This is a genomic window from Pseudomonas sp. KnCO4 (assembly GCF_045344305.1).
Classification (GTDB): Bacteria; Pseudomonadota; Gammaproteobacteria; order Pseudomonadales; family Pseudomonadaceae; genus Aquipseudomonas; species Aquipseudomonas anuradhapurensis.
In genome coordinates, this window is record NZ_CP174199.1 from 4,875,916 (window position 1) to 4,901,316 (window position 25,401).

19 protein-coding genes and 2 pseudogenes are annotated in these 25,401 nt (G+C 57.4%); 6 read left to right on the forward strand and 15 right to left on the reverse strand.

All coding sequences use genetic code 11. From position 1 onward, the window contains the following. The first annotated feature begins 33 nt into the window (after positions 1 to 33). A complete protein-coding gene (locus tag ACJA3S_RS22565; protein ID WP_406820057.1) occupies positions 34 to 1,251 on the forward strand; it encodes a DUF3422 domain-containing protein in 1,218 nt (405 codons plus the stop codon). A gap of 67 nt (positions 1,252 to 1,318) precedes the next feature. On the opposite strand, the gene ACJA3S_RS22570 is transcribed toward ACJA3S_RS22565, so the two are convergent. The 4 genes and pseudogenes from ACJA3S_RS22570 to ACJA3S_RS22585 all read right to left on the reverse strand — a co-directional run bounded on the left by ACJA3S_RS22570 (position 1,319) and on the right by ACJA3S_RS22585 (position 4,973). Beyond that, positions 1,319 to 1,825, reverse strand: a complete 507-nt coding sequence (locus ACJA3S_RS22570; RefSeq protein WP_406820058.1) for a Crp/Fnr family transcriptional regulator — start codon at positions 1,823 to 1,825, stop codon at positions 1,319 to 1,321. A 191-nt stretch (positions 1,826 to 2,016) separates the two neighbouring features. Further along, positions 2,017 to 2,169 (reverse strand): annotated as a pseudogene (locus tag ACJA3S_RS22575) (IS256 family transposase); the annotation flags it as partial. 960 nt (positions 2,170 to 3,129) lie between these two features. Next, a complete protein-coding gene (locus ACJA3S_RS22580) occupies positions 3,130 to 4,515 on the reverse strand; it encodes a DEAD/DEAH box helicase (protein WP_406820059.1) in 1,386 nt (461 codons plus the stop codon). Next, positions 4,512 to 4,973, reverse strand: a complete 462-nt coding sequence (locus ACJA3S_RS22585) for a hypothetical protein (protein ID WP_406820060.1) — start codon at positions 4,971 to 4,973, stop codon at positions 4,512 to 4,514. Before ACJA3S_RS22585 ends, ACJA3S_RS22580 begins: the two co-directional genes overlap by 4 nt. A 211-nt stretch (positions 4,974 to 5,184) precedes the next feature. Between ACJA3S_RS22585 and ACJA3S_RS22590 the strand changes: the two genes are divergently transcribed. After that, positions 5,185 to 5,403 (forward strand): helix-turn-helix domain-containing protein, encoded by a 219-nt coding sequence (locus tag ACJA3S_RS22590; protein WP_406820061.1) that lies wholly within the window; start codon positions 5,185 to 5,187, stop codon positions 5,401 to 5,403. Between the two features lie 166 nt (positions 5,404 to 5,569). Here ACJA3S_RS22590 and ACJA3S_RS22595 read toward each other — a convergent pair whose 3' ends face one another. The 5 genes from ACJA3S_RS22595 to hrpB all read right to left on the reverse strand — a co-directional run bounded on the left by ACJA3S_RS22595 (position 5,570) and on the right by hrpB (position 14,017). Beyond that, positions 5,570 to 5,998, reverse strand: a complete 429-nt coding sequence (locus ACJA3S_RS22595) for a hypothetical protein (protein WP_406820062.1) — start codon at positions 5,996 to 5,998, stop codon at positions 5,570 to 5,572. Beyond that, a complete protein-coding gene (locus ACJA3S_RS22600) occupies positions 5,995 to 8,043 on the reverse strand; it encodes an integrase (protein WP_406820063.1) in 2,049 nt (682 codons plus the stop codon). The genes ACJA3S_RS22595 and ACJA3S_RS22600 overlap by 4 nt, the downstream gene beginning before the upstream one ends. Beyond that, positions 8,040 to 9,911 carry a hypothetical protein gene (locus ACJA3S_RS22605; protein ID WP_406820064.1) on the reverse strand — a complete coding sequence of 624 codons (1,872 nt, stop codon included), beginning with the start codon at positions 9,909 to 9,911 and terminating at the stop codon, positions 8,040 to 8,042. Before ACJA3S_RS22605 ends, ACJA3S_RS22600 begins: the two co-directional genes overlap by 4 nt. Before the next feature lie 67 nt (positions 9,912 to 9,978). Then, on the reverse strand, positions 9,979 to 11,439 hold the full coding sequence (locus ACJA3S_RS22610; RefSeq protein WP_406820065.1) for a site-specific integrase: 1,461 nt from the start codon (positions 11,437 to 11,439) through the stop codon (positions 9,979 to 9,981). 58 nt (positions 11,440 to 11,497) lie between these two features. Continuing rightward, positions 11,498 to 14,017, reverse strand: a complete 2,520-nt coding sequence (hrpB, locus tag ACJA3S_RS22615; RefSeq protein WP_406820066.1) for an ATP-dependent helicase HrpB — start codon at positions 14,015 to 14,017, stop codon at positions 11,498 to 11,500. A 116-nt stretch (positions 14,018 to 14,133) separates the two neighbouring features. Here hrpB and ACJA3S_RS22620 point away from each other — a divergent pair, with 116 nt between their 5' ends. Beyond that, positions 14,134 to 14,553, forward strand: a complete 420-nt coding sequence (locus tag ACJA3S_RS22620) for a polyribonucleotide nucleotidyltransferase (RefSeq protein ID WP_406820067.1) — start codon at positions 14,134 to 14,136, stop codon at positions 14,551 to 14,553. A gap of 21 nt (positions 14,554 to 14,574) precedes the next feature. Continuing rightward, a complete protein-coding gene (locus ACJA3S_RS22625; RefSeq protein WP_406820068.1) occupies positions 14,575 to 15,447 on the forward strand; it encodes a cation diffusion facilitator family transporter in 873 nt (290 codons plus the stop codon). Positions 15,448 to 15,488: 41 nt separating this feature from the next. Here ACJA3S_RS22625 and ACJA3S_RS22630 read toward each other — a convergent pair whose 3' ends face one another. After that, complete coding sequence (locus tag ACJA3S_RS22630) at positions 15,489 to 16,271, reverse strand: DUF6515 family protein (protein ID WP_406820069.1); 783 nt, start codon at positions 16,269 to 16,271, stop codon at positions 15,489 to 15,491. Positions 16,272 to 16,669: 398 nt separating this feature from the next. Here ACJA3S_RS22630 and ACJA3S_RS22635 point away from each other — a divergent pair, with 398 nt between their 5' ends. Together ACJA3S_RS22635 and ACJA3S_RS22640 are read left to right on the forward strand one after the other, a co-directional pair. Next, the gene (locus tag ACJA3S_RS22635; RefSeq protein ID WP_003249795.1) at positions 16,670 to 17,146 is read left to right on the forward strand and encodes an Lrp/AsnC family transcriptional regulator; all 477 of its coding nucleotides are present in this window, start codon (positions 16,670 to 16,672) and stop codon (positions 17,144 to 17,146) included. Between the two features lie 54 nt (positions 17,147 to 17,200). After that, positions 17,201 to 17,404, forward strand: a complete 204-nt coding sequence (locus ACJA3S_RS22640) for a DUF2788 domain-containing protein (RefSeq protein ID WP_003249787.1) — start codon at positions 17,201 to 17,203, stop codon at positions 17,402 to 17,404. A gap of 131 nt (positions 17,405 to 17,535) precedes the next feature. On the opposite strand, the gene ACJA3S_RS22645 is transcribed toward ACJA3S_RS22640, so the two are convergent. The 5 genes and pseudogenes from ACJA3S_RS22645 to ACJA3S_RS22665 all read right to left on the reverse strand — a co-directional run bounded on the left by ACJA3S_RS22645 (position 17,536) and on the right by ACJA3S_RS22665 (position 25,258). Further along, the gene (locus ACJA3S_RS22645; RefSeq protein WP_406820070.1) at positions 17,536 to 18,174 is read right to left on the reverse strand and encodes a pseudouridine synthase; all 639 of its coding nucleotides are present in this window, start codon (positions 18,172 to 18,174) and stop codon (positions 17,536 to 17,538) included. A gap of 6 nt (positions 18,175 to 18,180) precedes the next feature. Then, a complete protein-coding gene (gene amn, locus ACJA3S_RS22650; RefSeq protein WP_289129830.1) occupies positions 18,181 to 19,644 on the reverse strand; it encodes an AMP nucleosidase in 1,464 nt (487 codons plus the stop codon). A 265-nt stretch (positions 19,645 to 19,909) separates the two neighbouring features. Beyond that, on the reverse strand, positions 19,910 to 21,562 hold the full coding sequence (locus ACJA3S_RS22655; protein ID WP_406820071.1) for an acyl-CoA dehydrogenase family protein: 1,653 nt from the start codon (positions 21,560 to 21,562) through the stop codon (positions 19,910 to 19,912). A 964-nt stretch (positions 21,563 to 22,526) separates the two neighbouring features. Further along, positions 22,527 to 22,786, reverse strand: a pseudogene (locus tag ACJA3S_RS22660) (DUF3077 domain-containing protein). 483 nt (positions 22,787 to 23,269) lie between these two features. After that, entirely contained in the window at positions 23,270 to 25,258 is a 1,989-nt protein-coding gene (locus ACJA3S_RS22665) for a 7TM diverse intracellular signaling domain-containing protein (RefSeq protein ID WP_406820072.1), read from the reverse strand. Positions 25,259 to 25,401 lie beyond the last annotated feature (143 nt).

The following is a 25,401-nucleotide window of genomic DNA, read 5'->3' on the forward strand; positions in this document are numbered from 1 at the left end:
GAGAGTCGGCAATCATTTCAGGCTGGGTTTCTTATGCATCCTCAACGCTCTGCCTTACACAACGAACTTCATGCCCGCCCCTCCCTTTACTTCAATGGGCCCGCGCACGTCTTTCATGTCGCGCTTATCGGAGATAGTTCCGACTGCAAAGAAGTCTTGAAGCGCTGCGGCATCGCGACAGAAAGCACAGAGATCGCTCAAGGCATCACGAACTTCGCCGGATATCCATTCAAGTGGGAGCAGCACAGTGAGTTTTTTACGCTCACGCTGGTGGCATCCTGGAGCATCGATGACCGGGAATGGCCAGAGATGCCGCCAGCGTTGACGGAAGCCATATCGCCCTACTGCGGCCAAATCATAAACGCTATACAAATCGTGGTGCGCAGCGACCAGGACATCGACGTCTGTCAGTATGGATTTAAAGATCCATGTGGTTCCTGCGTGGGGGGTGGTGATGCAGCTGTATGGAGCGATTTTCGTCTGACGGATGACGGTATCAACCGGTTTTTGTTCATCAACCGTCGCCTTAATGCCTACCGTCAAGGGCGAATGATCAGACGCCTATTGGAGATTGAAACATATCGGATGATGGCTTCGCTTTCCCTTGGTACAGCTAAAAAACTGAGTCAAGAGCTGGACCGTTTTGACACTATGTTGGTCAGCCTGTCCGAGCGAAGCGCACGTAACGACCCCGGTGATTCAAAAGGGCTGCTAGAGGCAATAGCTCATTTGTCCCGCCAAGTGGTCAGCCGGACGGTCACTACCCGCCACAGATTTGGAGCAACTCAAGCCTACGCCCAGCTGGTCTTTGAACGCTTAGGCGAGCTCAGGGAATCCCACGTCGGTGATTGCCAGCGGGTAGGGGTATTCATCGAACGGCGCTTCAAACCAACTGTGCGTTACTGCGCGGCCACAGAGCAGCGATTGGAGCAAATGGCCAAGAACGTAGCGAACTTGGGGGACCTCCTCCAAGCTCGAGTACAGGTAGAAATGGAGGAACAGAACGCAGAGATACTTAGAGGATTGAATGCCAGAGCCGATGCTCAGGTAAAAATTCAACGTGCCGTTGAAGGCCTCTCAATCATTGCAATAACTTATTATCTACTGAATTTATTCAAATTAGCCTATAACGGGCTTAACGTGATCGGCGCACATGTAACAGCCAGAGAGGCAATGCTGTCAATGGCACCTCTAGCACTGCTATCTCTAGCTTTAATTTTTTTCCGAATACGTAAAGCTAAGCGGCATTGACGCTCAGGAAGCGAAATCGCTTATTGCGGGTAAAATTATTTTTCTTGCATTCATTAGGTCCTGAAAATTATTTGCGCTCAGCTATATAAATACGCTTATCAAGCTCAGCAATTTTGTGGGCCATCCTAATAATAGTACGAGCCATTCCTCGAGCAAGATTAAGAAGCAGCACACCAAAAGCATCAGGTGCTGTTTGATGAAGCTCAAAAAACTGCTCAATGCTCATTTCTAAAATAACCGTATCCTGCTCTGCTATAGCAGTTGCAGTGCGGTCATTCAAACTTATCATATGCACGAATCCCAAATCATCACCGGGCTCATGATGACGCGAGAGAACCATCGAGCCATCCTGCCCAGGTATGAAATTATTGATACTCCCCTGCAGAACTATGTAAAAATAGGCGGTTTTTTCACCCACTGAATAGAGCACTTCTCCAGACTTGAGTTGCAGCACTCGGCCTGTTGTGAGCATATTAAGTAACACAGCATCTTGCATGGCACCGAACGTCGATAGCTCACGAAAGTACGCAGAGCCCAAGTCCCGCCAGATCTCACTTGCGTCAACTTGTTGCATGATCGCCTGCCTCTTTCAATTACGCTGCATTCTTCTCTCAGTGTAGTAGATCCCGAACAAGCTATGGGTGGGCTTCTCCCAGCTGACGTAGATAGCAGCTGCATGCATCTGTCGTTGGAAGGAAGGTCTGACGGAGCAAAAGCGCGGAGGGTGTTATCGTGTCTCGGGAAGCTGAAACAGAGGTGCCTTCCGGGCCAGTCGACCTTAAGCGGGCGATTAAGGAAGGTATGCTCGCGTTCATCGCTCACACCAGCCAGCCTTGAAGCCTGGCTCTTGGACCTGCCTGTCATGCCCGTGGCCTTGGTTGATTCGTAGACAGAACGTGTCATAACGCCTTGGATGTAGAATCGAAGAAGGCCATGGCGGCGGGCGCATCGTCTCGGTCGACCGTAATTGGCGACCTCTTTCAACGTGGGTCAGTCCGAGACTTATTGCCTAGCCAAGACTAAGCCAGCAGGGGCCTGCCCGACCCACGAATGATGGCTAATTGATAAACCCTAGCACTACCGGTTCTGATGCGAGGTACTGCACCCTTGCGACAGGTACCGGTACTCGCAAACAGACAATCGACCACCAGGCCCAAATAACAAAAACTCGGTAAAAAACTCAATATATGTCAACGCTTCAGGCTTTACAAAATCACCGTAGCGCGCTTTGAGAGACGGATGAACTCTGGCCCGATTATTCAGACATGACTTGATCAGCTCTGCCAAAATAGAACCGCGCACGTCATAACTAGAGTTGGCAGCCCGAAAGACCGTCATGTAGCAAGAATTTAAAATATACTGCCGATGCTTATCGAATGCCAACTTTAGAACGCTCATTTTTTTCCTTACAGACTGCGTACCCGGTTACAGTTTTCTCAGGTATATACACCATACTTGAGCCTGCACAGATAATCGCAAACTTGCTCATAGTTCTCCTGATCTACGAGCAAGGAGCAGGGTGCGAGGCGTGCCAATCCAATTGCGGGACGCGTAAGCCAATACTTGGCAATATGAAAACATCCAAGCACCGCGGTAGCTTCAACCACAACGTGATGACGACGCGTCAAGAAGAGTGCGTGAGCCGACGTCCAAGGGTGGGGCTTGATAGCATCACATCTCTCAAATATTATTAACCTGCCCACTTGCCACCGCTTATTGAAAACCAAAATGTGTACGCCCTCATGAGCTAAGCCGCTGTTAGTCAGCCTACGAGTGCCAGGTAGTAGATGCTACCGCTGCAGCGGGGTGGGTAAATCCGACCATCTTACTACTAGATCAACCTGACGCATCAGGGTAGAGCGAATATCGATCTACCAGCTAGTAAACAGATAATATTTCCGTTCGGAACTCAGATGAGACATCCAATCGAAACACAACGTCCTCTTCCAATGATCCTTTGACCGACTCAACCGACGCATCCAAGGCTCGGCCGACTCTAAAATCCAGCGAGTCAGTTGATGTCTGCAAACTCTCTACGGCCTGTGGTGCAAAGCAGTCATTAGGACCTGTAACAAGCTGCGTATGGTCCAACACAGCTAGATCATCAGGTAGATCCTCCGCAATGCGCTGTGAGTAGAGGAGCAACGAGGGTTCAGCTAAGACGAAAAGCCATGCTTGGTGGTCCTCATCTCCAGTTCGTCTGAGCACTCTCCCCAGCACCTGACGGTAATGAAGCTCTGTGCGTATTCGACTGAGGTAACAGCAGACCTGCAAACGAGGAATGTCTGTTCCCTCGCTGATCATCCCAACAGCGACAATCCATTTCCCTATCCCAGCGCGGAAGTCATTGATAATCTGCTGCGCCCCAGGGGTCTGAGTGGTGACCACTTGACAGTCTTCACCCCTCGCTCGAAGCACCGCAGCGATCTGATTTGCATGGCGGATATTAGTAGCCACCGCTAATCCACCAGCGTCTGGAACGATACGACGCACATCATCCAATCTGCTGCGCCCGAGATCGATGATCTTTTCGACCATTTGATGGTGCGTGAGCAGGTCTTCGAAGGTCACGGGTGATTCGTTCAACAACTGCGCGATGCTTGGGTAAACCGTGACGATAGATGCGTCGTCGACCACTTCTGTGAGCTTTACCGCATTGTGATCGATTACAACGATACGCGGAGCTCGGCAAACCTTGTCGGCTACGGCTTCTCGTAGGCCATATCTAAAATCGCATACGAGTCGACCTTCAGGATCAGAATATCTAGCGAGGGCAATTGCTTTCTCATCAGACCGCCACGGAGTGCCGGAGAGAGCCAACGTGTATGCAGCCTGATCTTGCAATCGCTGCAGGATCACCTGCCCCCATGCGTTGCTTAGCAGTGGATCATGTCCGGCGCAATGATGTATCTCGTCGAAGACGGCAAGCACGCGATAGTCTTCGACGAGCTGCCAAAATGAGGCTGAGTGATGATCCATTGCTTGATAGGTAGAAGCGACTCCCAGCGAGCCGAGACGCCCGTCAAACGGACGGCCTAGCACCTTTGCAAATGTTCGCTCCAAACCTTCAACAACCTGGCACGAAGGTGCAAAGCACAGGACTAAATCAATAAGCCCTGCTTGCATCAGCCGCTTCGCAACCTCCGCGGCCATGCGGCTTTTACCTGCGCCGGGCGTCGCCTGACAAAAAAAATGAGATGACAGGCGATAACGTTCCAGAGCAGTTGCAACTGAGGCTTGCTGCCAAATTCGCAAGTCCGTCATGCAACTACCAGCGTTTTCAAGGTGTTTTCTATGGCCCGTAGGTGTCCAAGTAGACGCGAGCTGCGATCACGTGCGTCCAGGTAGTCCTCTTCGACTCTCAACCGAAGATCGGGCATTTCAGTAAACAGCTGCTTGTAGCGTTCGGCCTCACCAAGCGCCGTCAGCATGTCTAACCGAATTTCCTTCGCTAGCGATTCCAGGCGCAATGTGGCGCACAGCTCGGGTTGCTGGAGATCACGAGCGCCGCCAGCCCCGCCGTCAAGGCATCCCGTACCGCTACGGCTATCGACATCGTCAATGAGAGAAACAGTCAAATCAGAAGGTTTTCCTAAGACGTGGAAGACCTGATCGCGCCTTCGGCGTACAGCGTCTTGCCGGATCCATCCCACACGCTTCAACCGCCTGACCTGATCATAGATATAGCGCCAGAGCTCAACATCACTTAACGATCCATCCACCTGACGGGCGTATGCAGCCCTCAGTCCTCAGATCGTGAATTGCTTTAAATCTCCATCCTTGAGCAGCTCGAAGACACGCCTGTCTAGCTTGAACGTAGCTGGTTTCATACAGACACCAAATGAAGCCGGAACGGGCAAAATGCGGATTATAATCCGTCGCGTAGCCATCAGTAAACGAAGGATAGTTTCGCCTTGGTCGATCGAGGCGGATATGCAAGCGCTGGCAAAGGATCTCGGGCAGAAAATCCGCGAGAGAAGAATTATGGTTGGCTTGTCCCAAGACGCTCTAGCGCACGCCTGCGGATTGGACCGAAGCTACATGGGCCGTATTGAGAGAGGTGAAGTAAACATCACTATTGAAAAGCTCTACCGCATAGCGCGGCAGCTGAAGTGCCAGCCACAAACGCTATTGCCTCGTCTAGCACGATGATTCTGCTTGATTTTCATCTTGGGCTGGTTTTTTTAGTGATACTGGATAGTTGTTATGAAACGCAGGCCGCAATATCACCCGCTTCGCGATAATGCGTGTAAGCTAGCTAGCGCTGGTTAGCGCTGAACCGCTCCCCCACTCGCTCGCGCATTACGATTGACGTCCATTAATCAGGATAGTGCAGTACCCGAACATTGCCGCTTGACTTTCCGATTGTCGCCTTCTCAAGCTCTCGTACCCGCTCCCAGAGTTTAATATTCTGCATTAGAACTCTATCCCGCTGCTCCTGGGCCCTGGCCAGTTCTTCTTCCAGCCTGACGATCTTTTTTTCTAGCTGCCGTAATTGATTACCCCCTGAAGCAAAACCCTTATTCGTTTTATTCCGAACCGCCTCTATCTGCGCCAACAATGGTAAGTGCGCTTTGCGAGATCTCTTCAAATAGCCCCGATCAAAACCAGCTTCCAAGCTAACAATGCTTGCCGTGAGTTTCGACAGATCTAGCCCCACATGGGCGGACACATTGGGCTTGCCGATGAGAAGTCGTTGTAAGGCTTCCGCGCACGCAATCAGCCCACTTCCGTCAGCGCTCATCATTCATCCTCCATTGTTTCGACCAGGCGAGCTTTAAAGGCTGTGAGGCGTTGAATGTCTCCCATCACGATCTGATATTCGCCCGAATTTTTTTCGTAACTCGCCAGTTCGATGACCGCATCCTCAATCGCCGCTTCGAGCTTAGAAGGTTTGATGATGGCGCCCTCGCAGGATAAGCATTCGGTGTAATCACCCATTAAGAACGAATCACATCGCCCTGCTTTCGTGCATCCACCCAAGAGCGTCGACCGATAGCTGATAGCGCCGCTACTCACTCGACGCTCAGTATCCGCTCGCACATCTCCTATTTGAATTTCGCCAGATTTGACCCGCTGTTTCTGTTTTTCGGCATACGATCCAGTTCCACCGAATAACGGTTCCTCACTGAGCAGCAAGTCAGCAATTAACTGATTCGCAACCGCCATAGGCATCGCCATTTGATACTCGAAAGCAAAATGAGTGCTGGGGAGCACGAACTCTTTTTTCTTGTCGTCAAAATACCCAAAGACGGTACGAAGATTCTCGTAGTTATTGGCGTAATAGCGAGACATTTCAATCGTCATATGCTTGAACTGCGCGCGTAAAGTTGGTAGTGAGATAAAGCCACTGCTAGAACCATAAAAAGCCAACGAGCGCCTGAATTGATGACTGGTCAGCGGCCAGGGCTGGCCAACTGCGAACGCAGGCTCACTGAAAAAATCGCGCGAAGGATCGCTTAGAGCTAGCTCCTGCAAATCGACTGACTCGATCGTCAAGGAGTCAAACAGCGCCCTATATTTCGGTCCGGCGAAATCGGAGACATCCACCTCTCTGCTGGAATTTTTGTAAGTGATGACAGAAGGATTTGCAAACAGCGGAAAGTGCTCATCCAAATCTACTTTGTAGAGTTTCGCGAGCCCGCGACAGATAGCCTGAGCCACTTTGACTGCTTTTACCACCTCACTTGACGCAAACCATGCACCTTCTTGTTTATATCCGGTGTGCTTTGTCGTAGTAGAAAGCACGCTTACGGTCAGCGATTTGTCACGCTCAACATTTCGATCATCTACGACAGCCTTACGAGAAACAGGCTCGGAGATACAGTCGTAGGACATTCGCATCACCTCCTGATCGCGCATACCGGTGTAAAGATGAATCACTGTTTTCGTTAGATACTGTATAAGGCGCACGGACTGCTGGAGAAATCGTCGATCAGAGCATGAAAAATCTTCAGAAAAAACCGAAGCTAGTCCGTGCATTTTGAGTGCTTGCGACATACCCGGACGCAAAAACGCTTTGCCACCAATTCCCCGACAAATTTGAACGTCTTCATTAATTCCATAGTGCTCATCAGCGAAGCACACTAAGAACGACTCATAACGATCAATGCCTTGATAAACCTGGTCAAGTAAATCCGCGGTGGTATTAATCAGATTCAAATAGATACGAGTCGGTATGACGGGATGCTGTCTATTATCCAACCGCTTCAAGTCAAAATTGGCCGGGTTAAGTACGGCATAACCTAAACGCTCTTCAGCTACTCTAGTCAAAGCACCCAAAACACCAACGAGCGCGCCACGCTGGAATTTCTTTTGATGAATAAAGGTACCTAGATATGCCGGATTCGTAAGAAGCTGCTGCAATGAGAGCACGCCCACCATTGGCTTTGACTTCTGCTCCAAGCAGAACCGCATGCAGAGGCGCAATACTCCCCAATAATGCACAAAAGTACTCGCACTCAGTACCCCTAGTCGTCCACCTCCAGCAAAATAGATCAGGCAATATAGGATGTGCTTGACCTCCTCCACTAGTACCTGCTGCTCCGCGCCGTCGTCACTAAATACCTTACTAAAATTAATCCGTGCTATTTTTCTAGCACTTAGTCTGTACGGATTAAAATCCCATACCATGCCACCATAAACCGCCGTTGCATTGCCGAATCTATCACGACAGAGAACAAAATCAAGTGCGGGTCTAGCCCAGAGATGCTCCGCATGATCTGGCTCGCTAGTCGCGGGAAACTGGCCGCTTGAAAATAAACCGCCGATAGACCGAACTTGTCCGTTCAAAATACCACCCCCATTTTTTCGTAACGGATCAAGCGGCGCTCCCAAAATGATGTCAGTACACCATATTCAAATACATCAATCTTAACCTTAGCTATCGTTTGCTTTACCACTTCGGATTGACTGCCAAGCGTTTCCAGTAAGAACTCGATTCGGATGGATAAATCCCTGTACAACACTTCAGCATGGCCGGCATCAGGAGCCAGTTTGCGTACGGCATTAATCACATACTGCAAACTGATCAATTTGTGCAAATCCTGCTCATCGCTGTGAATGATATAATGCTCACAGTACAAGCAACCGTATTGACTGCGGCAGTTTGGCTCGATTGCAGCAATTCCCTGGTCGGGGAAAGGATTTGGTTGATTGAATGAATCGCAATGACCCGTTGCCGTTGCAATCTCCCCGCCTGCGGCCTTCTCGCTGCGATCTCGAACAACCTCAGCTGCGTGGTGTATGACCTGCCAGAAAGCGCTTATCTCGGCCTCCTGCTGCTCCGGTCCCGCTTCAGCGTAGGTCGAGAGATTGACTGCTTCGCTGTGATGCAGCACGGAGGCCACCGTGCCGGGCGCAACGCGGGCAGTATGCATGCCACCGCTTTTTGCTTTGCGGATTTGCCTAGGCGACAGTCGCGGCACCTCAGGATCAAGAAAAACTCCGCTTATAGTATTGTGAAATTTGTTTATCGCACTAGTTACATCAAGCTCTTCATAGCTATAACCTAGATCGCTTCGTGCCTCTGATCGAGGCATTCGAAAGAACAACGGATCACATGGCACACCATTCAAAATCCAATCGCGAAGTTTTAGATAATCCTGGAGAATAGACAAACCACTATAACGACCCACATTGTAAAGCGTCGCTTTACCACCAGCCCGAAACTTAACAGCTGATAACTCCTTCTTAAGCGGTGATTTTTGCACTTCAAGCGCATCGACATGAGTGAACTGTGCAAGCTCTGTCGGTGTTGCAGCTGTAATCATCAGAAAAAGACACAAATAGGCTTTAGCAGCCAATCCCGCCATTTCAAATCTATACCAGTGGCGCTGATCTTGGTTAGCCAACATCAAACTATTTCGTGTTTCCTTCAGATTCTGTATTGCTGAACTTCTACCAACGCGCCTCATTCGAAGCTGGTCGCGACTCGCCACATATTCTTCTACAGTAGCAATCCGTCGCTCAGCCGCATTATAGGAAAAAGGAGATTGATTGAAAGGTCCTATCGCTCCGCGATTTGATGGAAATATCACCACCTCATAATCCCTTATACTTATCACAAAGGGAAATGGCTTATTACTTAGAATGCAATCACTGACCTGCTTCGCAATTGCCAAGCAAACATCACGGTACAACTCGAAATGGGCGGTACTGACTGCGATCGTGCCTCTCCGCCCAATTATTCTAATGCCACCCGCGAGGATGTGGTGGAATGTTTCAGGATATATAAGCTGAATAATATCAATTAACGATTTTTGATAACTCTCAGCTGTTATTGGCCTAATTGCCCGATCAGCCACCTTGTTATTAAGGTATGCGGTGTAGTCTCGATATGCCCGCTGCGCATCAGGCGCATTGGCGAAAATTTCCCTATAACCGTTAGCGCTTAGCCAGTCTAAAACGCATTCAGCATTATGGAACTTTGCTAGAACTGACCGGTCACGCAGCCCCACGAAGGACTCCAATATTTTGGTAATCAACTCGCGCCGACCTTCAACAAAAGACTGCATTACGACTGGCGTACCGCGATCATCCCACACGCTTTCATTTTTTCCACGAATGAAGTAAGCAAAACTGCCGATATCCAACGGTTTCTTTTTTACTTTCGGATGCAGCTGTAAACGCAAAAGCTCAGGCTTGGTAAACTCTTGCATCACCTCACTCAGCTTTATAACTTGAGTATCGCTCCGATGCTCGAACTGGTGCCGACTGCTCACCTGCCTAACCTACAACTAACGCGCTATAGCCGCTGTTATTAAACAGCTTTCTTTCCCACAACTCTTGAGCAATTAACTTCTCTTGGGTCATCCTGAATAATTTGAGATAGTGCTCGGTTGTTTCTCTAGATTCATGATGCATGCGGCTCTGGACAAAATCTATGACCTCCCCATCGCGCATCGCTCCTTTATCCACTAATACCTGCAATCGCTGGTATACTTGGTATGCAAAAGTCGCACGCAACCAATGGTAGGAAAAATCCTTCGGAAACTGGTCGAAGGCTTTTTGTAGCAGCTTACGTTTTATTGTTTCCGTCACTTGACCAGTTTGCGGCGACTTAACCAACATATAACGCGGATCGTTCTTAGCCATGTAATAGCAGTTTCCTTGATCCGAGAGAAAGAGGTACATATCTTCATCGCTGATAGACATGCCGAAATTAGCTGCTACATGAGCGCGGAATTTTTCACGACGCCTCCTCATCATGGGGCTGTTAGCAAGAGTCGTTAGCTCGTCAGCAAGCTGCTTCGGAAAGTACAAATCTTGCGGCTTATCAAACTTGGTATCAATTCCGGTGCCCGGCCCAGCATGGACTTTATAAGCACCCTCCGGCAACAACTTATCCTCGCTAAATCCTTGCAGGTGTCTCAGGCGCAAGGTCAAAACGGTTTGCTTACGTGCACCTGTCATTAGTGATGTGAGCAAAATCAGTCGCTCAATCGTTGACCATTGTTTCTCGTTTACGATGGTGGTCAGCAATCCCCTTAGCTCTAGATTGGATAGCGGCCGTAGATCCTCGCCATCTTCACGCACAAAACCCAGTGACACTGGGCTCACTGGCCGTGCACGTGTTGTCTGGCTTCGTTTTTCTACATCTATGACCTTACTGCCTTTAACCCCACGAACGACGATCTTAACGTGCTTGACCGTATCGACACGCTTCATGTCGATTTCATGCCAATGCACCGATACGTACTTGAAGAAATTATATATTGCACTAGTATACTGATTCACCACCGCATTACTTCGCCCACTTTGATTGATCAAATGATAGAAATATTTATAAGTTGGACGAAGCGATGGGCGTGCCCCCGAAAAATCGAGCCAATCTAGACTCTTATCTTCGCAGAACAAAAGATAATCAAGCAGCTTGCTGGCTTGACGCCGAACATCATCTGTACGCCGATTCATCGACGGCTTGTGTTTCAACAGACTCAGCAAATAATCATTCGCTTCGTGCCACGAATCGCCATTCGCGTAGAATAGGAAAGGAAAGTGGAAGACATCGCGGTCATTTCCACCTCCAACCTCCTCAACCAGATAAGCGACCTTGCCATCAGACTCGTCGAGCTCGAACTGGATAGAGTCAACTGCAGTTTTATAGACGTGCAGGGTGGCGAAGGCATTCGGGAGCACTGGCATAACCAACAGCCGACCTTCGTGGCGAGGATTGAAATAGGACATGACTCACTCCCTAGGCAGTGAGTCAAGACTAGATGTTATGCGAGAAAGCGCCAGTGAATTAGTCAAACTCTTTCTTGTTAAGCGATTCCACCCAGGGATCGAGGTTATGGAATAGCTTCGGGTAGCGTCCTTTCAGGTCCTTCTTCACTTCGGCATAGGTAGTGCGCCAGAAGTTGGCCAGGTCCTGGGTCACCTGCACCGGCCTGCGTGCCGGTGACAACAGGTGCAGCTTGACCTGCTGGCGACCATTGGCAATGCGTGGAGTGTCGGCCAGGCCGAACAGCTCCTGCAGGCGCACCGCGAGGATCGGCGGGTTTTCGCTGTAATCCAGGCGGATATTCGACCCGGACGGCACTGTCAGGTGCGCGGGGGCCTGTTCTTCCAGGCGCTGCGGCAACGGCCAGGGCAACAGGTTGCGCAGCATCGACGGCAGGTCCAGCGCGGCGAAATGGCTGAGGCGCGAGACTTTGCCCAGGTACGGCTGCAACCAGTCTTCCAGGCTGGCGAGCAGGGCCTCGTCGCTGAGGTCGGGCCATTCGCTGTGGCCCTCCCTGGCCAGGTCGAGCTGGCGCAACAACGCTACACGTGCCTGCCATTGGCGCAGCTCTGGGGTCCAGCTCAAGAGATTCAGCCCCTTGCGCCGGACCAGCCCCAGCAGCGCCCGGGCCCGCGCCTCGTCGTCCAGGCCGGGCAACGGTTGGCGGCTGAGGATCAGCTCGCCAACCTTGACCTGTCGCTCGGCACGCAACACCTGCTCGCGCTCATCCCAGTCGAGCAGATCAACCCGCTCCACCTGCTCGGCGAGTACGCCATCGAGCAGTGCCGCGTCGAATTCCGCCGCCAGGTAGATGCGTTCTTCACGCTGGCCCTGACGGCTGCCCAGATCGGCAATCACCAACCAAGGGCACTTCATCAGTCCATCGACCTCGGCAAACAGCGCCGCACGGCCATTGGCCAGCCGGTACTCCGCACCACCCTCGCGGCGCTGCTGGGCGATGCGGTCTGGGTAGGCCAACGCCAGCAGGGCGCCCAGCCAGCGTGGGTGATCCGGGTCGGCCACCGGCGCCCGCGGCTTGCCGCGCAGCAAACCACGGTACTGGCGCGCCAGCTGGCGGGCCCGCTGCACGCCGCCGTGGCCGCCACGGGCGGCCTTGCTTTCGCCACTGACCAGCGCCAACCGGCTATGCAGGTCGGCACCGCCGCCCCGCTGAATATCCCGCTCGCCCAGTAGCGCAGCGACGTCACAGGCCATCTGTGCCAAGCCCAGGTCCTGGCCGCGCAGCAGCAAATGCGCGATACGGGGGTGTGCCGGCAGCTCGGCCATGGCCTGGCCATGTTCGCTGAGGCTGTCGCGGCTGCCGGGTTTGTAGGCGTTGAGCCGTGCCAGCAGGTCCTGGGCCTGGGCGAACGCGGCAGCCGGTGGCTGGTCGAGCCAACGCAACTGCTCGGGCGTCACGCCCCAGCGTGCCAGTTGCAAGGCCAGGCCGGCCAGGTCGGCCTGCAGTATCTCGGCACTGCCATGGGCGGCCAGTTGCTCATGCTGAGCCTCGGACCACAACCGATAGCACACGCCGGGCTCCAGGCGGCCGGCACGGCCGGCACGCTGGGTAGCACTGGCACGCGAGATGCGCTGGGTGTCCAGGCGGGTCATGCCACTGCCTGGATCGAAGCGCGGTACCCGTGCCAGGCCGGCGTCGATCACCACTCGCACACCGTCGATGGTCAGGCTGGTCTCGGCAATATTGGTGGCCAGCACCACCTTGCGCAGGCCCTTGGGCGCCGGGTCGATGGCAGCGCGCTGGGCATCGAGGTCGAGTTCGCCATGCAGCGGGCACAGCAGGATTTCGCGCCGTTCACCCAGCGCTTCCTGCAGGCTCTGGTGCACCCGGCGGATCTCGGCCTGGCCAGGCAGGAACACCAGCACACTACCGGCTTGCTCGGCCAACGCCTGCAACACGCTGTCCACTACCCGCGGCTCGATGAACTCGCCCGGCTGGAAGGGGCGTCCCCAGCGGATATCCACAGGGTGCATGCGGCCTTGGCTGCTGACCACCGGGGCCTCGTCCAGCAAGCGCGACAGGCGCTCCCCCTCCAGGGTCGCAGACATCAGCAGGATCTTCAGTGGCGGGTCATCCCGCAGCAATTCGCGACCATTCAGGCTCAGCGCCAGGGCCAGGTCGGCGTCAAGGCTGCGCTCGTGAAACTCGTCGAAGATCAGCAACCCTACCCCTTCCAGCGCCGGGTCGGCCTGCAGGCGGCGGGTGAGGATGCCTTCGGTCACCACTTCGATGCGGGTGTTCGGCCCAACCTTGCTGTCCAGCCGAATGCGGTAGCCCACCGTTTCGCCGACCTTTTCCTCCAGCTCGCTGGCCAGGCGCTCGGCTGCAGCCCGGGCCGCCAGGCGCCGTGGCTCGAGCATCAGAATGCTCTGCCCGGCCAGCCAGGGCTCGCTGAGCAGCGCCAGCGGTACGCGGGTGGTCTTGCCGGCGCCAGGCGGCGCCTCGAGCACCGCTTCGTCACGGTTTTGCAGGGCTTGGCGCAAGGCGGGCAAGACAACATCGATCGGTAATGAAATCATGGTGGTCCTCGAACAATCCCGCGAGTATAACGGCGAACCCAGCCTGCTCTATCATGGTCTTAGCTTCAGGTGCAGGCGCTTCGCTTGCCCTGCTGAACACCTTTTCGGAGATTCACATGCGCATCCCAACCCGCGTCATCGGTAGCGCCCTCATCGTCACCCTGCTGGCCCAACTGACTGCCTGCGGCACCATTCTCTACCCGGAACGTCGCGGCCAGATCGGCGGCAAGATCGACCCTGTGGTTGCTGCAATGGATGCCATCGGCATCCTGTTCTATGTGATTCCGGGGCTGATCGCCTTCGGCATCGACTTCGCCACGGGCGCCATCTACTACTCAGGCGGGCGCAGCGCCCAGGTCGACCCGGTCAAGCTGCGCGAGGCAGTCAGCCCCGATGGCAAGGTCGACAACCTGAAGTTGCAAGCCATCCTCGAGAGCGAACTGGGCCAACGCCTGCCGTTGAACGACCCACGGCTGATCCAGCAGCGCGGCAGCATCGAACAACTTGCCACCCTCGACCTGGTACCGTCGGCCTGACCGCAAGGACACTGACCAAGGATGACCCCCACCCCGGCCGAACACCAGCGCCTGCTGCGCCTGGCCACGCGCGCTTCATTGGCAGTGGCCAGCATGCTGGTCCTGAGCAAGGCCGTGGCCTGGTGGCTGAGCGGCTCGGTCAGCCTGCTGGCCGGGCTGACCGACTCGGCACTGGATGCCGTTGCCTCGTTCCTCAACCTGCTCGCCGTACACTATGCGCTGCGCCCGGCCGACGACGATCACCGCTATGGCCATGGCAAGGCCGAAGCCCTGGCCGGCATGGCACAGGCGTTGTTCATCGGGGTCAGTGCCGTGCTGATCGGCGTGCAGGCGGCCGAGCGCCTGCATAGCCCGAAGCCGTTGGGCGATACCGACATCGGCATCGCGGTGATGGTGCTGTCGCTGGTGTTGACGCTCGCCCTGCTGGCTTTGCAGTACAAGGTCATCCGCCTGACCGGCTCCACGGCGGTGCGTGCCGACTCCCTGCACTACCGCTCGGACCTGCTGCTCAATGGCAGCATCCTCCTGGCGTTGCTGCTGGCACGCTTTGGCTGGCCGCAGTTGGACGCACTGTTCGGCCTGGGTATCGCTGCCTACATCCTGTGGAGCGCGCTGCAGATTGCCAGGGAGAGCACGGCCATCCTGATGGACAAGGAACTGCCCGGCGATGTCGGCGAGGACATGGCCACGCTGGTACTGGCCATACCCGGCGTGAAAGGCGTGCACGACCTGCGTACGCGGGTGTCAGGCAACCAGTGGTTCGTGCAGTTGCACCTGGAGCTGCCGGGGAGGTTGCCGCTGGATGAAGCGCATGGCTTGTGCGTCAAGGCCTCGGAAGTCATCCGTCAGCGCTATCCGCAGGCGGATGTAATGGTGCATGCCGACCCGGTGTAGACCTGCCAGGGCCCTGTCGCTGGCAAGCCCGCCCCCACGCTTCAGTTGATGCTGTAGCCTCGGCCACTGAAGCAGGCCCCCAGCGCCCGCCGATAGTTATCGGCCACATTGGCCGGCGGCGCATACGCCGCAGTCGCCGGGTCGAACCCAGACTGGCTCACCGCCCAGCGGTGGCACTGGTAACGGTCCTGTTCCTGCTGCTCCGGTCCCTGCCCATACATCGGGTAAGCCACCACATCGTAACCACCGTTTACCGGGGACGGCGCGGCAACAGGCGGGTTGACCACCACGTACTCGCGGCTGTCGGCCAGGTACTGGTAATAGGTATCGGCCACCACGAAGAACAGCGCCCCACCCAACCAGACTTCCCGCGCATAGGGCGGCAGGTATTCGACGCGCATGCCGTAGGGCGGGGTAACCACGACATACCTGCCGGCGTGCGGGCGGAACCAGTAGCCACCGGAGTAGAAATACTCCTCGCCACGGTAGGGCAGTTTCCAGTAACGGTCCGGGAACTGATCGAGGGTGTGCCCAGGGCGATACTGCGGCCCTGGGCCCCAGCCATCGCCATGCCCATCCGGGCGCCCCGGCCAGTCGCCGTCGGGCCGTTGCCCCGGGCCCTCGGCTTGCCAGTAGCGGTGTTCGCCATGGCGACGCGGAATATCCTGGTAGTAGCCTTGGCGTGGCGGCTGCGTCTGTTGCACTTCGTCGCGCGAGTTGAGTGCGCGAGCGGGCGCCTCGCCAGGCCCTTCGGCCATCACCGCGAAGCTGATGCCCACCCCCAATACACCAACACCTGCCAACTGCCAGATGCGCGACTTCATGGTATTCCTCTCGGTAGAAAAAACGGCGCTGGCAAGCAGTCTACCGCGCCAATCACACCGGCCAAGGAATTTTCACGGGCATGAAAAAAGGGAGGCCGCAGGGCCTCCCTTCAGAAATTTGTCGTCCGTGCTCGGCACTTGTGGCGCCGGCTCACCTCACACCGTCTTCTGGAAGGTGTGTAGCCCGGGGGCCTGGCGCATCCTGTTGGATGGCTGGCCGCGACCGCCCGCCTGGGGCACGTCGCCGTGGACTGATGTCCGGGCAGTGATTCTGTGGATAAAGATACCGGACAGGGTGCGGCAGCGGATTGCGAAGATTGCTCGGATAAATAGCACTTGCGCAATTTTTCGCCCCGGATTGATAATTCGCCGCAATCGGAACAGAAAAGGCATAAACCATGAGCAAACTTGACCGCTACGACCTGAGCATCCTCGCCGAATTGCAGCGCGATGCGCGCATTTCCAACCAGGAACTGGCCGAACGCATTGGCCTGTCGCCTTCGCCATGCTCGCGTCGGGTCAAGCAACTGGAAGATGATGGCTACATCTCGCGCCAGGTGGCCCTGCTCGACCGCAAGAAGCTCGGCCTGAGCCTGACCGCCTACGTGCTGATCGGCATGGACCGCCACACCCCGGAACGCTTCGAAACCTTCGAGGCGGCCATCCGCAACCTGCCCCAGGTGCTCGAATGCAGCCTGGTGACCGGAATGGATGCCGACTATCAGCTGAAGGTGGTGGTGCCGGACATGGACCACTATCAGAAGCTGCTGCTGGGCAGCCTGACCCGTATTGAGGGCGTCACCAGCGTGCGCTCGAGCTTCGTGCTCAACCAGGTGCTGGCCAGCACCGAGCTGCCATTGACCCACCTGCGCTGAACGCTCACGCCAGCCGGCGTATAATCGGCTGCTCAGCCTGCCTGGAGAACACTGATGGATCCCGCCGTATTTGAAGAGTGGATGATGATCATCCTGGTCACCGTGCTGATCGGTTTCATGGGCTTTATCGTCTGGGACCTGGCGAAAAAGTCCAAGGCAGGCAAGTTTGGTACGTTGATCCTGTTCTTCGTGCTGGGGCTGGGGGTGTTGGCCTTTATCATCAAGAGCGTGGTGGTAGGGTTTCTCGAAGGGGTGTAGGGCGGGAGAAAGCCGGGAGCGCTGTGCGCTCCTTTCGCGACACAAGGCCGCTCCTATAGGGATCGCAGAATGCTGAGCTTGTGCCTGTACGAGCGGCGTTGTGTCGCGATGGGCCGCACAGCGGCCCTCTGCTAGCGCTGCAACTTCGCCGGCACCTCACGCCAGCAGCCCTGCTCCAGCCCATCCAGCGCCCAATCGCCGATCCGCACCCGCACCAGGCGCAAGGTTGGTAACCCCACCGCCGCCGTCATTCGCCGTACCTGCCGGTTGCGTCCTTCGCGAATCACCAGCTCCAGCCAGCTGGTCGGCACGCTCTTGCGAAAACGTACCGGTGGGTTGCGCGGCCACAGCTCGGGCTCATCCAGGCGCCGCGCCTCGGCCGGCAAGGTCGGCCCGTCATTCAGCGCCACGCCATCGCGCAAGCACTGCAACTGCTCCTCGCTCGGCTGCCCTTCCACCTGCACCCAATAGGTTTTCGCCAGCTTGTGCTTCGGATCGGCGATGCGCGCCTGCAAGCCACCGTCGTTGGTCAGCAGCAACAAGCCCTCGCTGTCGCGGTCCAGGCGCCCGGCCGGGTACACGCCGGGGATGTCGATATAGTCCTTGAGCGTCGCCCGCCCCTCGCCGTCGCTGAACTGGGTCAGGACGTCGAACGGCTTGTTGAACAGGATCAGGCGTGGCTCGGCGGGGGGCGCCTTGGGCTGGCGACGCGGGCCGGTGGCAGGCCGCGCCTGGGGGCGGCGCGGCTTGGAACGGGGGGGCAGTGACATGGGGCCTCAGCGGAACGGCGGCTCATCGAAACTGCGCAGTTTACGCGAGTGCAGCGAGTTGAGCTCGGTACGCAGCAGGTCGAGCGCGGCAATGCCGATCTTAAGGTGCTGGCTGACCGCCCGGTTGTAGAACGCGTTGGCCGAACCCGGCAGCTTGATTTCGCTGTGCAACGGCTTGTCGGAAACACACAGCAAGGTGCCGTATGGCACGCGCAAGCGGTAACCCTGGGCGGCAATGGTGCCGCTTTCCATGTCTACCGCCACCGCACGCGACAGGTTGATCAGCGGCCGCTCCTGAGCCCAGCGCAGCTCCCAGTTGCGGTCGTCGTAGGTCAGCACGGTGCCGGTGCGCAAGCGCTTCTTCAGCTGTTCGCCACGCTCGCCGGTGACCTGCGCGGCGGCTTCCTGCAAGGCCAGTTGCACTTCGGCCAACGCCGGAATCGGGATGTTCGGCGGCACCACCCGGTCGAGGATGCCGTCACGGCGCATGTAGGCATGTGCCAGCACGTAGTCGCCGATGGTCTGCGACTGCCGCAGGCCGCCGCAGTGGCCGATCATCAACCAGCAGTGCGGGCGCAGCACGGCCAGGTGGTCGGTGATGTTCTTGGCATTGGACGGGCCGACGCCAATGTTGACCAGGGTGACGCCGTCGCCGTCGGCGGCGATCAGATGGTAGGCCGGCATCTGGTAGCGGTGCCAGACCACACTGGCCACCAGGGCCTGGGTTTCGCCGTGGTCCATGCCCTTCTCGATCACCACGTTGCCCGGCAGGACCATGCGCACGAAGCGCGGGTCGTCACGCAGCTGGTCGAGCCCGTGGCTGATGAACTGGTCAACATAGCGGTGGTAGTTGGTCAGCAGGATCCACGGTTGCACGTGGCGCCAGTCGCTACCGGTGTAGTGCACCAGGCGGCGCAGCGAGAAGTCGACCCGCGCGGCATCGAACAGCGCCAGCGGCAGGGTGTCGGCGCCACCCCAGTCGTACAGGCCATCGGCAATATTGTCGGTGGCCGCCGACAAGTCGGTGCTGGGGAACACTCGCGCCAGCTGGGCAGCGGTAATGCCGCTGCCGGCCAGCTCGTCGCCCTGGTCGACCACGTAGGGGTAAGGGATGTTCTGCTCGCTGACGCCGACCTCTACCGTCACCGTGTAATCGTGCATCAGCGGGCGCAGCTGCTCCAGCAGATAGGCACGGAACGCGGCTGGCTGGGTGATGGTGACACTGTAGGTGCCGGCCACCTGCACCTTGGCATAGGCGCGCGTGGTGGCGGCGACTTCACCGTGGCTGTAGTAGGTCAGGCGCAGCGCGGGGTAGCGAAACAGGTCGCGCGCTTCGGCGTCCGGCTCGGTACGGTCCTTCAGGTAACGCTTGAGGGCCTGGCTGAGGGCCCCGGTGGCCTGGTCATGCAAGGCCGCCAGACGGTCGACGGCCTGTTCGGGGGTATCAACGACTACAAACGCTTGGCTCACACTGTGCTTCCTGTCTGGACATGCATGTGAACCATCTTGCCTGCCTTCGTGGGTAAATACACCCCCATTGATCGGTGTCAGTCAGCAGGCCAGCGCTGTTCGTCGTAGGAGCGGCCTTGTGTCGCGATGGGCGGCGAAGCAGCCCCGGGGTTCAGCGCCGGTGCACAAATTGCCGGGGCTGCTTCGCAGCCCATCGCGACACAAGGCCGCTCCTACAAGTGCTGTGCATGGTTTGAAGGCAGCGCAAGACCTGGGCCACGCCAGCTCAATTGCTCCAGACTGGCGTGGCCCGCATCACCAGCGCCTGCACATCTACCCCTCGCGGCAAGGCCCCGTAAACCCGGCCACCGCCCGCCAGCCGGCTGTCAATGAAGGCATCACTCACCAGCGCATTGCCTGCCTCCAGCAACAGCTTGGCCTGCAGCGCCAGGGCAATGTCCTCGGTCAGTTGCCGCGCGCGGTACTGCAGGTCGCCGGTGTCGGCAAATGCGCCCTTGAGGTTGCCGATATGCGCTGCCAGACGCGGGTCGCCGTGCCCATCGCCCAGTTCGGCGAACAACGCGTCGAGCACACCCGGTTCCTTGGACAACGCACGCAGCACATCCAGGCACTGCACATTGCCCGAGCCTTCCCAGGTCGAGTTGACCGGCGCCTCGCGGTACAGCCGTGGCAGGATGCTGTCCTCCACATACCCCGCGCCGCCCAGGCACTCGGCGGCCTCATTGATCATGGCCGGCGCACGTTTGCAGATCCAGTACTTGCCCACCGCCGTGACCAGGCGGGCGAAATGCGCCTGCTGCGGGTCGTCCGGCTGTTCCAGCGCCTGCCCCATGCGCAGGCTCAAGGCCAATGCCGCCTCGCTTTCCAGGGCCAGGTCAGCCAGCACGTTCTGCATCAATGGCTGCTCGTTCAGCAACCGCCCGCCAACCTTGCGGTGCGCGCAGTGGTGGGCCGCCTGGGTCAACGCCTGGCGCATCAGGGCGCTGGAGCCGACCATGCAGTCGAAGCGGGTCATGGCCACCATTTCGATGATGGTCGGCACCCCTCGCCCTTCCTCCCCGACCATCCATGCCAGGGCACCGCGGAACTCCACCTCGCTGGAGGCGTTGGAGTGGTTGCCCAGCTTGTTCTTCAGGCGCTGGATATAGAACTGGTTGCGGCTGTCATCCGGGCGATGGCGTGGTAGCAGGAAGCAGCTCAGGCCTTTTTCGGTTTGTGCCAGGGTAAGGAAGGCATCGCACATGGGCGCCGAACAGAACCACTTGTGCCCGACCAGCTCATAGGCCTGGCCCGGGCCCGCCGCGCCGACTGGATAGGCCCGGGTGGTGTTGGCCCGTACATCGGTGCCGCCCTGCTTCTCGGTCATGGCCATGCCCAGGGTGACCCCAGCCTTGTGGCGGTCGCCGACGTTGCGCGGGTCATATTTGCAGGCGAGGATTTTCGGCAGCCAGTACTCGGCCAGTTCGGGCTGCAGGCGCAGCGCCGGGACAGCGGCGAAGGTCATGGTCAGCGGGCACCCGCTGCCGGCCTCGGCCTGGCTGTGCAGGTAGGTCATCGACGCCCGCGCCACATGTGCGCCGGGACGGGGTTCGGCCCACGGCAGCGAAGGCAGGCCATGCTCGACGGCAGTGCGCATCAGTTCGTGATAGGCCGGGTGAAACTCGACCAGGTCGATACGATGGCCGTAACGGTCGTGGCTGCTGAACTCCGGTTTGTGCGCATTGGCCAGGAAGCCGGCCTGCATCAGCGGGCCGCCGGCCAAGGCCCCGTAGGCGTCGATCCGCGACTCGGCCCAACCGGCACCGAAACGCCGTGACCATTCCTGTAGCGGCAGGTCGAGGCGGTACAGGTTGGCACCGTCGAGCGGCGGTGGCTGGTTGGTCACTTCGTGGGTTTCAGCGTACTGGTGCAGGTTCATCGGGGGCTCCTGGATCCGGGTAGCTTGAAGCCCCAGTGAAGCACTCCCTGTCGGCCAGTCAAAGTGACATTAATGACTAAACGTGTGGTAGGGGGAGCATCTCGGCCCTAACCCGATTCCCGCACCGCCATCAAAAAGCGCTGTAGTCCAAATCCATATTCATTGTAGGGCCCTTCCTAAACCCTCCCCGACCTGAAAATTCCCGGCTACCGCCTGCTAGCTTCCTGCCTTCTAACTCAAAAAGGGCAAGGCAGAGCATGCGCATAAATATACGGGCAAAGCGTCAGGCGTTGTTGCTGCTGCCGCGTGCTTAAGTTTTGGACCACTTAGCGCAGCTGCATGCACCATCATTATTGTAGGCGCAGGTACTACTGCCGGAAGCATGGCCGGGATGGCTGGAGGCGAGTGGTTTGGCGAAGCCATTTATGAATATACGGAGTAGATAGATACATCATGGAATTTTCACCGAAAACCTTAAAATTGCTAATGTTAATGGCACCGTGCCTCATGAGTATGAGCGGGCTGGCACTCTATATCCGCTTGGCTCAACCTAAAACACTGGAGACCATGATTTCTGCACTGCCAAGCAGCTACTGGTTAACATTGAATATTGCAATATGGGGAAAGCGGAGCCTTCGCTCCAGATTACAATTAACCGGAGCCGTGTCAGCTGTATTGTTCTGGCCAATAAAAAACCTGCACATTCGCCACAACAAACTAAACCAAAAAGACATAGACGACTTCCCTAGACACTTAAGAAGGCAACTACTGACTTGCAACTGCCTGACTTACTTTGGTGCAATCTGGCTTGGGATAACGTACCTTTGTTACAACTAACACCCAACCACGCCAAAGGATTCACCGCGGGGACCCGCTTCTACGGAGAAAGCGAATCTTTCAGTCTATGCACAACTCTTGTGGGAGCGGGTTCACCCGCGAAAGGGCCGGTGCAGCCAAACAAAACTCAGCGCATCAAACCCAGCTCGGCATCATCCAACAGCGCCTTGGCCATTGCTGCGAAGTAGTGCGAAGCCCACATCAATTGCTGGTCGCCATCCATCAAACCGGTCAGCGACAAGTCCGGGCATAGCCCATCAGTTCCGAGGCCTGCTCACGGGCGCTGCGACACGGGATGCCCTCGGCAATGCGGAACAGTGGATGGGTTTGGCCTTCGCCTTGGTAGAAGTAGGTAACGCCAGGGGTGGTTTTGGTTTCGTCGTTCATGAGTTCGGCACCATGGAAATATGTGCCACCCGTCCGTTTCCACACCTAGGGGTGACAGCTGCACACGGGGTGGAAAACCAGGCATGATGCGAACCCGGTAGGCCCAAAGGCCTCCCGCGTACAGCTGTCATAACGACACGCACCATAGATCTTGCCAGGTTTCCACACCCGATCACTGAACCGTCAGCGACTGGAAAAGCCTAGAGCGCGGGATTTGCAGGAACAATCAGACGCGTGTCGACAGGGGTTGTAGGGTATTTCGCAGGGGATGGAGTTGCCAGTGCTGAAGCGTAGGAGGAGTCTGGCGTTGTTGTAGGAGTGCAGGTGCGGTCAGGGCATGTCCTGAGGGCCGCTTTTCGGCCCTTCGCGGGCATGCCCGCTCCCACAGGGATCGCACATTGCCTGGACTGAGCGCCACACCTGTGGGAGCGGGCGTGCCCGCGAAGGGCTGCAAAGCAGCCCCAACAAAGCCTGCGAAAATCGCTAAAGCGACCGTCGCGTCTGCAGAACATTCGAGGCCATCTGCACCTGCCCAATAGCCATGTTCAAACTCAACTCGAACCGGCTGCCCAACCCCCGCGTCGACTCATGCGCCAACCGTGCCCCCAGCAACTCGCCCATCTGCCGGCAGATCGACAAGCCAATCCCCAGCCCGCCATACCGCCTGGTCATCGAGCCATCGACCTGGAAGAAGCGCTGATACAAGGTCGACTGGTCCAGGTCATCGAAGCCAATGCCGCTGTCGCTGACAATGAACGTCAGCGCCAGGTCGTGCGGCCCTACCCGGCGGCCGCGCACCTGGATCAGCACCCCACCCTGGTGGGTGAATTTCAGGCCGTTATCCACCAGGCACCCCAGGCAACGGGCCAGTTTCTGTCCATCGCCCAGCAAGCCATCCGGCAGGTCGGCCGGGATATCCAGGCTCAGGTACAGGCCTTTGCCCAGCGCCTGCCCGGCATAACCGGCGCGCAGGCCGTGCAGCAGGTTGCGCAGGCTGAACGGCGCCGGCTGCGCGCGCAAGCGGCCGGCCTGCAGTTCGGACAGAGTCAGAATGGCATCGACCATGTCCATCATGCCCTGCGCCGAACCCACCGCAGTACGGTGGTACTGGGCCATTTCGGCCTCCATTGGCAAGGTGTGCATCAGCTCCAGCGAACCGATCACGCCGTTCATCGGCGTGCGCAGCTCATGCGTCACGCTGGCCAGGAACTCATCTTTCAAGCGGTTGCTCCTGGCCAGCTGCAGGTTCAACTGCTCCAGCGTCCGCCCGGCGTCACGCAAGGTCTGCGCCTGCTGCTCGCGCAAGTTGTTGATGCGGTCGGCCAGGGCCAGCGACAGCAGGGCCACCTCCAGCGCCGAACCCAGCTGGCTGGCATACATGGTGATGAACACGTTCGGCAGGTAGCCCAATACCATCAGGGTGTTGGCCAGGCCGCCGAGCAGGAATGCCGTCCAGGCGATGATGAACCAGCGCGCCACGCGCAAGCCATGCCACCAGGCGTACAGCCCGGCGCTGAAGATGCTCACGGTGAACAACAGTGCCAGCGCCGTGGCCATGCGCAGGGCCACGCCGTAAGGCATGGTGACGGCCAGTACCATGACCAGCGCGCCACCCAGCATCAGCGCTTGCAGCAGCCGGTCGAAGCCACGGCTGATGCTGGCCAGTTGCAGGAAGTGCCGGGCGAACTGGCAGCCGAACAGCCCAGCAGCACCGATGAACAGCGGCGTCGAGGCATTAGCCCACCAGGGGCTGTCAGGCCACAGGTAAGCCACGCCGGCGCCATTCACCGACACCTGGTAAAAGCCGAACGAAGCGATATAGAGGATGTAGTAGAGGTAGCTGACGTCGCGCACGCTGAGGTAGATGAACAGGTTGTACACCAGCATCACCAACAGCACGCCATAGATCATGCCCAGCACGTACAGGCGCGTGGGCTGCGCTTCCAGGTAGGCCTCGGCGGACCATAGCGCCAGCGGCGCCTGCAGCGAGCCCTGGCTGTGCAGGCGCAGGTAGACGGTAGTCACCTGGCCAGGCGGCAGCTGCAGCTCGAACAGGTAGTTGTTCTGCCGGATCTGCCGGCTGTCATAGGGCAAGGCGTCGCCGGTGCGCCGGGCCAGGCGGTAGCCGCCGCTGCCGTCAGGCAGGTACAGCTCGAGGTGGTCCAACGGCGGATAGGCCAGCTCCAGCAGCCATTGCCGGGCGGCTGCGCCAGGCGCAGCCAGGGGGCGCAGTTCGACCTTTAGCCAGAATACCGAGGTGGAATAACCGGCGTTCAGCACCTCTTCGTGGTGAGGGCGAAAGCGCTTGGCAAACTCTGGGGCAGTGACCTGAGCGATGCTGGCGCTGCCAGCGGGGTCTTCATAGACCTGCATCGCCTTGCCCAGCGGAAGATGACCGGTCGCGTCGTCGAAATCGACCGCTCCGGCGAGCAAGGGCAATACCCCCAGAAGCACAATCAGCAAATAGCGCATACAGCCCCAGCATGGCCTGTCCGGTCGAGTCGCGGTTGCCTCCTATCCGTTTGAGACGACCTGATCCGGCAGAACCCGTTTGTCGAGTTATCCGAGCACTCTAGCATAGCTTCGCAACCTGGCAATCGGCCACATCCCTGCAC

Excerpts from the sequence above, each read along its gene's own strand:
- ACJA3S_RS22565 (WP_406820057.1), top strand. The coding sequence starts at position 34 with ATGCATCCTCAACGCTCTGCCTTACACAACGAACTTCATGCCCGCCCC.
- ACJA3S_RS22570 (WP_406820058.1), bottom strand. The coding sequence starts at position 1,825 with ATGCAACAAGTTGACGCAAGTGAGATCTGGCGGGACTTGGGCTCTGCG.
- ACJA3S_RS22580 (WP_406820059.1), bottom strand. The coding sequence starts at position 4,515 with ATGACGGACTTGCGAATTTGGCAGCAAGCCTCAGTTGCAACTGCTCTG.
- ACJA3S_RS22590 (WP_406820061.1), top strand. The coding sequence starts at position 5,185 with ATGCAAGCGCTGGCAAAGGATCTCGGGCAGAAAATCCGCGAGAGAAGA.
- ACJA3S_RS22595 (WP_406820062.1), bottom strand. The coding sequence starts at position 5,998 with ATGATGAGCGCTGACGGAAGTGGGCTGATTGCGTGCGCGGAAGCCTTA.
- ACJA3S_RS22605 (WP_406820064.1), bottom strand. The coding sequence starts at position 9,911 with ATGCAAGAGTTTACCAAGCCTGAGCTTTTGCGTTTACAGCTGCATCCG.
- ACJA3S_RS22610 (WP_406820065.1), bottom strand. The coding sequence starts at position 11,439 with ATGTCCTATTTCAATCCTCGCCACGAAGGTCGGCTGTTGGTTATGCCA.
- hrpB (WP_406820066.1), bottom strand. The coding sequence starts at position 14,017 with ATGATTTCATTACCGATCGATGTTGTCTTGCCCGCCTTGCGCCAAGCC.
- ACJA3S_RS22620 (WP_406820067.1), top strand. The coding sequence starts at position 14,134 with ATGCGCATCCCAACCCGCGTCATCGGTAGCGCCCTCATCGTCACCCTG.
- ACJA3S_RS22625 (WP_406820068.1), top strand. The coding sequence starts at position 14,575 with ATGACCCCCACCCCGGCCGAACACCAGCGCCTGCTGCGCCTGGCCACG.
- ACJA3S_RS22630 (WP_406820069.1), bottom strand. The coding sequence starts at position 16,271 with ATGAAGTCGCGCATCTGGCAGTTGGCAGGTGTTGGTGTATTGGGGGTG.
- ACJA3S_RS22635 (WP_003249795.1), top strand. The coding sequence starts at position 16,670 with ATGAGCAAACTTGACCGCTACGACCTGAGCATCCTCGCCGAATTGCAG.
- ACJA3S_RS22640 (WP_003249787.1), top strand. The coding sequence starts at position 17,201 with ATGGATCCCGCCGTATTTGAAGAGTGGATGATGATCATCCTGGTCACC.
- ACJA3S_RS22645 (WP_406820070.1), bottom strand. The coding sequence starts at position 18,174 with ATGTCACTGCCCCCCCGTTCCAAGCCGCGCCGCCCCCAGGCGCGGCCT.
- ACJA3S_RS22655 (WP_406820071.1), bottom strand. The coding sequence starts at position 21,562 with ATGAACCTGCACCAGTACGCTGAAACCCACGAAGTGACCAACCAGCCA.
- ACJA3S_RS22665 (WP_406820072.1), bottom strand. The coding sequence starts at position 25,258 with ATGCGCTATTTGCTGATTGTGCTTCTGGGGGTATTGCCCTTGCTCGCC.